At 39.9% G+C, this 9,531-nt stretch carries 14 protein-coding genes; 10 read left to right on the top strand and 4 right to left on the bottom strand.

All coding sequences use genetic code 11. From position 1 onward, the window contains the following. Positions 1 to 14: 14 nt before the first annotated feature. Positions 15 to 458, bottom strand: a complete 444-nt coding sequence (locus BQ5364_RS11070; RefSeq protein ID WP_004613988.1) for a MerR family transcriptional regulator — start codon at positions 456 to 458, stop codon at positions 15 to 17. 118 nt (positions 459 to 576) lie between these two features. Here BQ5364_RS11070 and BQ5364_RS11065 point away from each other — a divergent pair, with 118 nt between their 5' ends. The 5 genes from BQ5364_RS11065 (at position 577) to BQ5364_RS11045 (ending at position 4,265) form a co-directional block, all read left to right on the top strand. Further along, positions 577 to 1,788 (top strand): iron-containing alcohol dehydrogenase, encoded by a 1,212-nt coding sequence (locus BQ5364_RS11065; protein WP_071144285.1) that lies wholly within the window; start codon positions 577 to 579, stop codon positions 1,786 to 1,788. 87 nt (positions 1,789 to 1,875) lie between these two features. Further along, positions 1,876 to 2,298 carry a GNAT family N-acetyltransferase gene (locus BQ5364_RS11060; protein WP_004613985.1) on the top strand — a complete coding sequence of 141 codons (423 nt, stop codon included), beginning with the start codon at positions 1,876 to 1,878 and terminating at the stop codon, positions 2,296 to 2,298. A 16-nt stretch (positions 2,299 to 2,314) separates the two neighbouring features. Beyond that, positions 2,315 to 2,872: an HD domain-containing protein gene (locus BQ5364_RS11055; protein WP_004613984.1), complete on the top strand. Its 558-nt coding sequence runs from the start codon at positions 2,315 to 2,317 to the stop codon at positions 2,870 to 2,872. 5 nt (positions 2,873 to 2,877) lie between these two features. Next, positions 2,878 to 3,498 carry a uridine kinase gene (gene udk, locus BQ5364_RS11050; protein WP_004613983.1) on the top strand — a complete coding sequence of 207 codons (621 nt, stop codon included), beginning with the start codon at positions 2,878 to 2,880 and terminating at the stop codon, positions 3,496 to 3,498. Beyond that, the gene (locus tag BQ5364_RS11045) at positions 3,495 to 4,265 is read left to right on the top strand and encodes a Cof-type HAD-IIB family hydrolase (protein WP_004613982.1); all 771 of its coding nucleotides are present in this window, start codon (positions 3,495 to 3,497) and stop codon (positions 4,263 to 4,265) included. The genes udk and BQ5364_RS11045 overlap by 4 nt, the downstream gene beginning before the upstream one ends. Before the next feature lie 3 nt (positions 4,266 to 4,268). On the opposite strand, the gene BQ5364_RS11040 is transcribed toward BQ5364_RS11045, so the two are convergent. Genes BQ5364_RS11040 through BQ5364_RS11030 form a run of 3 tightly spaced genes read right to left on the bottom strand, consistent with a single transcriptional unit; the run spans position 4,269 to position 6,144 of the window. Then, positions 4,269 to 4,919 carry an ABC-2 transporter permease gene (locus tag BQ5364_RS11040; RefSeq protein ID WP_071144284.1) on the bottom strand — a complete coding sequence of 217 codons (651 nt, stop codon included), beginning with the start codon at positions 4,917 to 4,919 and terminating at the stop codon, positions 4,269 to 4,271. 3 nt (positions 4,920 to 4,922) lie between these two features. Beyond that, on the bottom strand, positions 4,923 to 5,768 hold the full coding sequence (locus BQ5364_RS11035; protein ID WP_004613980.1) for an ABC transporter ATP-binding protein: 846 nt from the start codon (positions 5,766 to 5,768) through the stop codon (positions 4,923 to 4,925). A gap of 4 nt (positions 5,769 to 5,772) precedes the next feature. Beyond that, positions 5,773 to 6,144 carry a GntR family transcriptional regulator gene (locus BQ5364_RS11030; protein ID WP_004613979.1) on the bottom strand — a complete coding sequence of 124 codons (372 nt, stop codon included), beginning with the start codon at positions 6,142 to 6,144 and terminating at the stop codon, positions 5,773 to 5,775. A 175-nt stretch (positions 6,145 to 6,319) separates the two neighbouring features. On the opposite strand from BQ5364_RS11030, the gene BQ5364_RS11025 reads away from it, so the two are divergent. Genes BQ5364_RS11025 through BQ5364_RS11005 form a run of 5 tightly spaced genes read left to right on the top strand, consistent with a single transcriptional unit; the run spans position 6,320 to position 9,428 of the window. Beyond that, positions 6,320 to 6,529 (top strand): hypothetical protein, encoded by a 210-nt coding sequence (locus BQ5364_RS11025; RefSeq protein WP_004613978.1) that lies wholly within the window; start codon positions 6,320 to 6,322, stop codon positions 6,527 to 6,529. A gap of 16 nt (positions 6,530 to 6,545) precedes the next feature. Further along, a complete protein-coding gene (locus tag BQ5364_RS11020) occupies positions 6,546 to 6,935 on the top strand; it encodes a BlaI/MecI/CopY family transcriptional regulator (RefSeq protein ID WP_004613977.1) in 390 nt (129 codons plus the stop codon). A gap of 1 nt (position 6,936) precedes the next feature. Further along, positions 6,937 to 7,527: a GNAT family N-acetyltransferase gene (locus BQ5364_RS11015; protein ID WP_004613976.1), complete on the top strand. Its 591-nt coding sequence runs from the start codon at positions 6,937 to 6,939 to the stop codon at positions 7,525 to 7,527. Further along, positions 7,524 to 7,997 (top strand): pyridoxamine 5'-phosphate oxidase family protein, encoded by a 474-nt coding sequence (locus BQ5364_RS11010; protein ID WP_004613975.1) that lies wholly within the window; start codon positions 7,524 to 7,526, stop codon positions 7,995 to 7,997. Before BQ5364_RS11015 ends, BQ5364_RS11010 begins: the two co-directional genes overlap by 4 nt. 15 nt (positions 7,998 to 8,012) lie before the next feature. Further along, complete coding sequence (locus BQ5364_RS11005) at positions 8,013 to 9,428, top strand: GH25 family lysozyme (RefSeq protein ID WP_071144283.1); 1,416 nt, start codon at positions 8,013 to 8,015, stop codon at positions 9,426 to 9,428. Positions 9,429 to 9,531 lie beyond the last annotated feature (103 nt).

Below are 9,531 nucleotides of genomic sequence, written 5' to 3'. Positions count from 1 at the left end.
GAAACATTTCCCTTCTATTGATCATTGTGAGAACGATTGTATATTTTCTGAATGTCTTCTGGGAGACGATCGGGCAGAATGCTTTGGATTCGGTCTTCGTTCCCGTCTTTGACTGCCTGATCATAGTACCAGCATTTGAATTGAAGCATATCCAAAACCTTTTCCAATTTTGCGATTTCTTTTTGTACAATTTCTTTTTGGCGCTCAAATAGTTCTTTGCGTCTTTGGTAGGTAGCGCTTCCTTCAGAACACCATTCCATAAATAATTTTATGTCTTTGATTTCCAGCCCAGATTTTTTCAGACATTCAATCACGCGAAGCGCTTCGATTTCTTTTTCGCTGAACCTGCGAATGCCGGAAGAACGCTCTAAATCCGGAAAAAGTCCTTCTTTATCATAATAGCGAAGTGTGGAAATCGGCAGTTGAAACATTTCAGATATTTGTCCGATTGTATACATGTGAAAAACCTCCTGAAAATTTTGAAAAACCTCTTGACCTAAAGTTAAGTTTAGGTATTAATATGACAGTATCACAAGAAAATAATAATGTCAATGAATTGTTAGGAGGATAAATGTTATGTTAGGTAATTTTTCGTATTGTAACCCTACAAAGCTCTATTTTGGAGAGGACTCTCTGAATTATCTGAATGAGGAGCTCCAAAAGTATGGGAAAAATGTTGTTTTAGTCTATGGTGGCGGTTCAATTAAGAAGAATGGAATCTATGATGAAGTGATCGAAATTCTGAAAAAGAATGGAAAGAATGTGGCGGAAATCGCCGGAGTTATGCCAAACCCAACACTTGCAAAGTTGTATGAGGGTGTTGAGATCGCTAAGAGCCATCAGGCGGACTTGTTGCTGGCTGTCGGTGGAGGATCTGTCTGCGACTATTCTAAGGCAGTATCGGTTTCTGTCAATTGTAAGGAAGATCCGTGGGAAAAATATTTTATCCGTTTTGAGGAGCCGGATTGTGAAGTGATTCCGGTTGGTTGTGTGCTGACAATGGTTGGAACAGGCTCTGAGATGAACGCTGGTTCTGTGATTACCAATCAGGATACAAAACAGAAAATCGGACATGTATTTGCAGATGAAAAAATTATGCCGAGATTTTCAATCTTAAATCCGGGATATACAATGACTCTTCCAAAATATCAGATGGTATCCGGTATTTACGACATATTCAACCATATTTGTGAGCAGTATTTTTCGGGAGAAGATGATAACACCAGCGATTATATGAGTGAAGGGCTGATGCGTTCGCTGCTGAAATCCAGCCGTGTGGCAGTGAAAAATCCACAGGATTATGAAGCGCGAAGCAATATTATGTGGACCGCAACATGGGCATTGAACACGTTGGTGGCAATGGGAAAAAGTGCTGATTGGATGGTGCACATGCTTGGTCAGGCAGTAGGTGGCTACACAAATGCGACACATGGTATGACACTTGCAGCGGTTTCGCTTCCGTATTATCGGTATATCATGCCATATGGTCTTGAAAAATTCAAACGTTTTGCAGTGAATGTGTGGAATGTATCACCTGAAGGAAAGACAGATGAGCAGGTTGCCAGGGAAGGTTTGAAAGCGATGGAGAACTGGATGAACGAACTAGGTTTGGTTATGAATATTTCGGAACTTGGAGCAAATGAAGAGATGCTGGAAAGCATTGCAGATGTAACGTTTCCAATGTCAGGTGGATATAAAGAGTTGAATCGAGACGAGATCCTTAGAATCTTTAAAGAAAGTTTACAAAGAAAGTTTACAAAAAAGTCTCATCAAGAAATGTCTGTATAGACAAAAAGTTCTTGATGGGACTTTTTTATTCAGAAAATATTCCACTTCTTGTGACTTTCGTGGTAAACTAGTCACGGAGGAAAAACTATGATTCGAAAATTAAGGAAAACAGATCTTGACGAAGTGGCGTATATCTGGTTGCATACGAATAAAAAAGCACATGATTTTATTGCGGAAACGTACTGGGATGAGCATTTTGAGATGGTCGAGGGAATGCTTGGAGATGCAGAGATTTATGTGTTTGAAGAGCAGGGTCAAATCAAAGGATTTGTAGGCTTGGATGGCGAGTATATTGCGGGAATCTTTGTAAGAGAGAAAGAACAGTCTTTGGGAATTGGAAAACAGCTTTTGGATTTCGTAAAAAGTCTGAAAGGACAATTGAAGTTGAATGTTTATCAAAAAAATGAACGGGCGATAAAGTTTTATACACGTGAGCAGTTTGAGATACAGGATGAGCAGACAGATGAGGCGACAGGGGAAGCAGAATATCTGATGCTATGGAAGAAATAATAAGGAGGAAGGCTGGATGCAGGCACGAGAACTATTGAATTTATTGACAGTGGCGGAACGACTAAAAGATACAACGAGGCACTGTTACACGTCAAAAGGAAGACGGGAAAGTGTTGCGGAACACAGCTGGATGATGACATTGATGGTGTTTTTTATGAGGGATGAATTCCCGGAGGCGGATATGGACAAGGTCATTCGGATGTGTATCATTCACGATTTGGGGGAAGCATTCACGGGGGATATTCCGGCGTTTGAAAAAACAGCAGAAGATGAAAAAAAGGAAGAAGAACTGTTGTATGACTGGGTGAGAAGTCTTCCGAAATCCTATGCGGAAGAAATGCAGCAACTTTATAAAGAGATGGAAGAACGAAAGACTTTGGAAGCAAAGATCTACAAGGCAATTGATGGTCTGGAAGCCGTAATACAGCATAATTTTTCAGATTTGTCTACATGGATTCCAAAAGAGTATGAGATGAATCAGACATATGCAAATGACAGAGTTACATTTTCGGATTATCTGACAGTGTTGAGGGAAGAAATCAGAAAGGATACGATAGAAAAAATAGAAAGGTAAGAAAAATGAAGAATATCATTATAGGAATCGCCGGAGGAACCGGCTCAGGAAAATCAACATTTACTAGAAAGCTAAAGAAAGAATTTAAGGATGATGTAGCGGTGTTGTATCATGACAATTATTATCGTGATCAGAGTGATATACCATTGGAAGTACGTAAAAAGACGAACTATGATCATCCGGATGCGATGGAGACCGAACTTTTAGTGCAGCAGTTGATGGAATTAAAAGAGGGAAAGGCGATTGAATGTCCGGTGTATGACTATACATTGCATACACGCTCTAATCAGGTCGAGCGTGTAGAGCCAAAAAAAGTGATTCTTCTGGAAGGGATTCTTGTTCTTGCGGATGAGCGACTGCGGAATCTGATGGATATTAAAGTGTATGTAGAGGCGGATGCGGATGAACGAATTTTAAGACGTCTTATTCGTGATGTGAAAGAGCGCGGACGTGACATCGAAGGTGTTGTAGAGCAGTATCTCACAACGGTGAAGCCAATGCATTATCTCTATGTCGAACCGACAAGAAGCACGGCAGATATCGTCATTAACAGTGGAATGAATCCGATTGCGTTTGAACTGGTAAAAAATATGATTCAGAAAATATTGGATGAGGAAAAAAGATGATAAAAGCAGTTTTTTTGGATATGGATGGCACAGTGATATCACATAAACAGGGGAAGGTCCTGGAAAGCACAAAAGATGCCATCTGTCAGCTGCGGGAGCGGGGAATTAAAGTTTTTGCTGCGACAGGGAGGCATATACTGGAGATGGAAGAACTTCCGGTAAAGGGAATTTCATTTGACGGGTATGTGATGCTGAACGGACAGATTTGTCTGGATGGAGAGAAAGAACTTGTGTATGATTTCCCGATTGCTGCGGAAGATACAAAGAGAATGATTACTGTGTTTGAGGAGAAAAAAATTCCTGTTATGCTTGTTGGTCTGAACAGGATGTATATTAATTTTGTGGATGAAAAAGTTCGGGCAGCTCAGAAGGCAATCTCAACAGCGGTGCCGAAGGTAGGCTCGTACAATGGAGAAAATGTGTACCAGTTTATTGTGTATGACAGCGAAGGCAAGGTACAGCAACTGATGGAAAACCTTACAGATTGCAAAGAAAATGTATGGAATCCAATGGCATTTGACATTATTCCGAAAAGAGGAGGAAAGGCTGCCGGTATCAGGCAGATATTGGAGCATTTTAAGATTGGACAAGAGGAAATCATGGCATTTGGAGACGGAGACAATGACATCGATATGCTTCGGTATGCGCACATTGGAGTTGCTATGGGAAATGCCGGTGAGCATGTGAAAACGCATGCAGACTACGTGACTGCATGCGTGGATGATGACGGCATCTATAAGGCGTTAAAAGTGTATGGTCTTTTGTGATGGTTAAAATTCTTTTTTCTCTACAATTTTTATGGCAGCCTGCATAGACAAGAAAAGAAATATAGCTGCAATCAGTGTGATGGCGGCAGCAAAGATCCCGACATGGAGTGCAGAAAGTTTTGCAAGGATGACGGTACCAACGCCTGCGGCTTGAGTGAGCTTGACAAAGATCACTCCGGCTACAAATATCAGTCCGAATGTTCCCATCAGTGCGATTCTTGCCTTTTCAGGACCATATTTTAGCTGAAACGGGAGCATAATCGCCTGTATTATGATGAGGCTTGATAGGATTATCAGTGCAGCCCAAATGATATCCGCAGGAATCGTGTCTCCTTTTAGAAAGCTAGCCACACAGATGATCAGAAGGCCCAAGATCAGAGCACCAAAACCAAGCAGGAAAGAAAGCAGATATTTTTCTTTCACATAATCTTTTCTGCTGATTGGAAGGCTGAATAAAAATGCATTTCCATTGTCAAACTCGTCATAACTGATCGTACTCAAAGAAAAAAGTGATATGACAAATGGCAAAAATCCTAGTGGAAATGATATCTCATTTTGAAAAAACGAGATTGCTATGACGATTGCAATCATCATGAGAAAAAAGTTTTTCTGCATTTTCATTAATTTAAAATCTTTTATGAGTAATCCTTTCATTCTTTATTCCCCCCTGATCATCATTGTAATAACAGCATCAATGGTTCCCTTTTCAATCGTGATATCGGGATAATTTTCTATATAATACTGTTTTTGGTCTGTGAGACAGCTGTATCCGAAAGGCTCTTTTTTGGAGCGCAGAAGATATTGTTTGTCCAGTGCATGATATTGTGTATCATCTAGTTTTAACAGCGCATAATCACCCAATAATACATCGGTATCTTCGTGAAGAATAATTTTTCCGTCATGGATCATATAGAGATCATCACATAGCGTCTCCAGATCACTGGAAATGTGAGAGCTGATCAAGATTGCACGGTCTTCATCTTTTTCCATAAATTCTCTTAACAACTCAAGTAGTTCATCTCTGGCGATGACATCCAATCCGGCAGTTGGTTCATCTAATATCAGCAGTTTTGCATGGTGGGAGATAGCCACAAGCACTTTTAATTTTGCTTTCATACCGGTTGAAAATTCTTTGATTTTTTTATTCAGTGGAAGGTTGTATTTTTTGACCTGTTCCAAAAAGAAATATTTGTCAAATTTATGGTACAAATGTTCCAAAACCGGAACGATATCTCGGATTGTCAGATATCCGCTGAAACCGGAGTCGGATAGGACAACACCCAAAGCTTCCTTGTCTTTTGCTGTAAAATTCTCAATCTCTTTTCCGAGAAGTGTAATGGCACCGCCATCAATAGAAATCAATCCTAAAATAGCCTTAAATGTTGTACTTTTTCCGGCACCGTTTTGTCCTATTAGTCCGGTTACATAGCCAGATTTAATCTCCAAAGAACAATTGAGAGAAAACTGTTTGTATCGTTTTTGCAAATGTTCTACTTTTAACATTGTTTTATCCCTCCATAATTAATTCAAATAAATTTTTCAAATCTTCATCACTAATTCCGTATCGTCTGCCTTTTAGAATTGCCTGTTCGAAATCAGTCTCCACCTCTTTCTTTTGTTCTTCTAATAAAAGGTCGGTGTTGACTGCTTTTACATATGTTCCTTTTCCGTGTACGGTTACGGTAAAGCCTTCACTCTCTAATGTGTCATAAGACTTTTTGACGGTCAGTGCACTGATTTTTAATTCTTTTGACAGTGCGCGGACGGATGGCAGGATATCATTCTCTCTCAGTTCGCCACTTCGAATGAGCAATTTGATCTGATCTACAAGCTGCTCGTAGATGGGAACCATAGAGGAATTGTTTATGATAAGTTTCATACTTGTGTTCCTCCTTTGTGCAAACAGTATATAACAGTTAAAAGCTGTTGTCAAGTGTTATATACTGTTTGCATTGCTGCGATGGGAAAATATTGAAAGCAGAAAAAATAATTGACTTTTTGTTCTACATATGTAGTATGTAAATATACTACATATGTAGAAAGTGAGGGGTTCTATGTATCAGAAACTATTTTTTGATGTGTTGGAAGTATCTATAGATGAAGTGGAAGAGAGAATGTATATCAGAAAAAAAGATGGAAGTTTTTGGGTATGTGGTGAGGAAGTCGGCGCAAAGAAAAAGAAAATTTCTTATGGTCCGGAGGGCGGTGTAAAAGAGCGTATCTGTACAGAACAGCTCATGCCGCTTATTTTAAAAACAGAGTAGAAACGGAGAAGTGAAGATGAAAAAGATTTCAGAGTCAGAACAGGAAATTATGATGGCAATATGGAATGCGGAAAATAAGAATTCCATTACAGCATCCTATCTTGAGGAGGTATTTGGAGAAAAAAAAGGCTGGAAAAAGACGTCGATTTTGACGTTTTTGTCAAGGCTTGTAGAAAAAGGATATCTCTCCTGTGAAAAAAACGGAAAATCTAATTTTTATGAACCGATTGTATCTTACGAAGAATTTTCGAGAAGAGAGAGTAAACATATTTTAGATAAACTATACCGTAATTCCTTAAAAAATTTTGTCGTATCACTATATGATGGCGACGAACTTTCCAGACAGGATGTAAAGGAACTGAGAGAATTTTTGGATGAGATCAGTACAAAATCAGAGGAGGAGTGATATGTCAAAGAGTGTTATCAGAATTGCGAAACCCGAAGATGCAGAGGAACTTTTGAAAATTTATGCACCATATGTGAAGCACACTGCGATTACATTCGAGTATGAGGTTCCGACGGTGGAAGAGTTTCGAGACAGAATAGAACATATTTTAAAGAGGCATCCCTATTTGGCAGCGGAGAGAGACGGAGAACTGATTGGATATGCTTACGCGGGGGTGTTCAATGAGCGGGCAGCATGTGACCGGTCTGTGGAGACAGCCATTTATGTTCGGCAGGATGGGAGAAAAGATGGAATTGGAAGAATGCTGTATGAGGCGTTGGAGAAAATTTTATCGGAACAGAATATATTGAATCTGAATGCCTGCATTGCGTATGTGGATGATGATGATCCTTATTTGACCAAAAACAGTGTAGAGTTCCACAACCATATGGGATATCGATTTGTGGGCAGATTTCGTAGATGTGGGTACAAATTTGGACGCTGGTATGACTTGGTGTGGATGGAAAAATATATTGGGGAACATGTGGAAAAACCGGAGAAAGTTATATGGTTTGATGAGATGAAATATGATAAAATGAAAAGAGGAATATGATGAGAAGAAAAGACAGAGAGATCACAGACATAGAGGAAATCAGAGATATCATAGAGAAATGTAAAGTATGCAGACTTGCCATGCAGGACGAAGAAGGCTTGTATCTGGTGCCGTTAAATTTTGGTTATGAATTTGAAGAAGAATCTTTAGCGCTCTATTTTCACAGTGCAAAGGAAGGAAGAAAGCTGCGTGCAATTCAAAAAAATTTGAAGGTGTGTTTTGAGATGGACTGTGAACATGCGCTGATTGAGGCAAATACACCTTGTGCATATGGTTATGAATATGCTTGCGTGATGGGAAACGGAAAAGCGACGATTCTTGAACATACAGAGGAAAAGCGTTTAGCTCTTTCCAAACTGATGTGGCATCAGACCGGAAAAGAGTTTGAAATCTCAGAACAGATGGCAGATAGTGTGGCTGTGATAAAAGTAATTGCAGAGTCTTACACCGGAAAGACGTGCAGAAGATAAGAGGAGGATACAAAGATGCAGAAAAATTTTTTCAACAAAGACCGTAAAAACAAAAAGATGATCATCGCGATTTCTGTCAGTGTGGCAATCATTGTAATCGGATTGGCTGTTTTTTGTTACTTTCTGTTTGCGAATGAAAAAGAGAACAACGCAAAAAACAAAGCGGAGAATGCGCAGGAAGATCCGCAGGCAAAGATCGAAGAAGAAAAAGAGGAAGCAAAAGTGCAGCTTCCGGACTTGAAGGCATCTCAATATGAGACAGATGAGATCACAACCGGAATCGATGTCTCTGAATTTCAGGGGAATATCGACTGGAAGGCAGTTGCGGACAGCGGAATTGATTTTGCGATGATCCGTGTGGGATATCGTGGTATGAAGAACGGGGAGATTAAAGAAGATGCCTGTGCGAAATACAATCTGCAGGAAGCATCCAAAAATGGGCTGAAAATCGGAGCTTATTTCTTTTCCACGGCAGTGACAGAGGAAGAGGCAAAAGAGGAGGCAGAATGGACGAAGAATCTGCTTTCAGGATATCCGGTGACATATCCTGTTGCTTACAATTGTGAAGGTTTTCAAAATCCGTCCAGCAGACAGTTTGAGCTTTCGGTTGAGGAGCGGACAAAACTGGCAGATGCATTTCTCAAATCTATTGAAGAAGGATCTTACACAGGAATGTTCTATGCAGCGAAAAATGAACTGGATGACAATAATTTGTGGAATGCAGATGATCTTTCTTTAAATTATCGTATCTGGGTTGCACAGTACTCGGATCAGACATGGCCGGAAAAAACAAAATCTGACTATACAGGTGACCATGTAATGTGGCAGTACACCAATCAGGGAAAACTGGACGGAATCAAAGGTGCGGTTGACTTTAATGTCGCTTATTTCGGATATAGTCAGTCCCAGCAGGCGGTAGATGAAAACGGAGCAGAGCAAGTGGAAGCTAATGTAGAGGTGGGAGTCAATTTTACAGAAGTGGAAGAGCAGGTGACGGCAAAAGACGAGGTGAATCTTCGAAGTACGATGGAACAAGGAAGTGATGATAATATCGTAGGAAGCATGAAAAACGGAGAGACAGCAGTTCGAACAGGAGTGGGAAATAACGGCTGGTCGAGAATAATCTACAATGGGCAGACTGTGTACTGTGTCAGCAATTATCTGACAACAGATTTGAGTTATGTGACGCCGCGGGAGACTGAAAGTGAGTTTAAGACAAAGTTTACGGATGTATCTGAAAATGTGACGGCAAAAGAAGTGACAAATCTTCGCAATCGTCCTAGTGTGGAGTCGCCATCAGAAGTTATTGCAGAATTAAAAAATGGGGAAGTCATCGTGCGTACCGGCGTGTCGAACGAAGGGTGGTCCAGAGTAGAATATAATGGACAGACTTTATATTGTATCAGCAGCTATTTGGAAGTTGTACAATAGAGTCGGTACAAAAGAATATATTGACAAATAAAAGAAGAAAAAGTAATATTGTATTAAAATAATAATACAATATTACTTTTTTATTTGGAGAGGAAGTGGAGAT

The organism is Coprococcus phoceensis, from assembly GCF_900104635.1.
Classification (GTDB): domain Bacteria; phylum Bacillota; class Clostridia; order Lachnospirales; family Lachnospiraceae; genus Faecalimonas; species Faecalimonas phoceensis.
This window is presented reverse-complemented; position numbering and strand designations above follow the sequence as displayed.

What these genes read in the sequence shown, in the direction of transcription:
- BQ5364_RS11070 (WP_004613988.1), bottom strand. Translation starts at nt 458, where the DNA reads ATGTATACAATCGGACAAATATCTGAAATGTTTCAACTGCCGATTTCC.
- BQ5364_RS11065 (WP_071144285.1), top strand. Translation starts at nt 577, where the DNA reads ATGTTAGGTAATTTTTCGTATTGTAACCCTACAAAGCTCTATTTTGGA.
- BQ5364_RS11060 (WP_004613985.1), top strand. Translation starts at nt 1,876, where the DNA reads ATGATTCGAAAATTAAGGAAAACAGATCTTGACGAAGTGGCGTATATC.
- BQ5364_RS11055 (WP_004613984.1), top strand. Translation starts at nt 2,315, where the DNA reads ATGCAGGCACGAGAACTATTGAATTTATTGACAGTGGCGGAACGACTA.
- udk (WP_004613983.1), top strand. Translation starts at nt 2,878, where the DNA reads ATGAAGAATATCATTATAGGAATCGCCGGAGGAACCGGCTCAGGAAAA.
- BQ5364_RS11045 (WP_004613982.1), top strand. Translation starts at nt 3,495, where the DNA reads ATGATAAAAGCAGTTTTTTTGGATATGGATGGCACAGTGATATCACAT.
- BQ5364_RS11040 (WP_071144284.1), bottom strand. Translation starts at nt 4,919, where the DNA reads ATGAAAGGATTACTCATAAAAGATTTTAAATTAATGAAAATGCAGAAA.
- BQ5364_RS11035 (WP_004613980.1), bottom strand. Translation starts at nt 5,768, where the DNA reads ATGTTAAAAGTAGAACATTTGCAAAAACGATACAAACAGTTTTCTCTC.
- BQ5364_RS11030 (WP_004613979.1), bottom strand. Translation starts at nt 6,144, where the DNA reads ATGAAACTTATCATAAACAATTCCTCTATGGTTCCCATCTACGAGCAG.
- BQ5364_RS11025 (WP_004613978.1), top strand. Translation starts at nt 6,320, where the DNA reads ATGTATCAGAAACTATTTTTTGATGTGTTGGAAGTATCTATAGATGAA.
- BQ5364_RS11020 (WP_004613977.1), top strand. Translation starts at nt 6,546, where the DNA reads ATGAAAAAGATTTCAGAGTCAGAACAGGAAATTATGATGGCAATATGG.
- BQ5364_RS11015 (WP_004613976.1), top strand. Translation starts at nt 6,937, where the DNA reads ATGTCAAAGAGTGTTATCAGAATTGCGAAACCCGAAGATGCAGAGGAA.
- BQ5364_RS11010 (WP_004613975.1), top strand. Translation starts at nt 7,524, where the DNA reads ATGATGAGAAGAAAAGACAGAGAGATCACAGACATAGAGGAAATCAGA.
- BQ5364_RS11005 (WP_071144283.1), top strand. Translation starts at nt 8,013, where the DNA reads ATGCAGAAAAATTTTTTCAACAAAGACCGTAAAAACAAAAAGATGATC.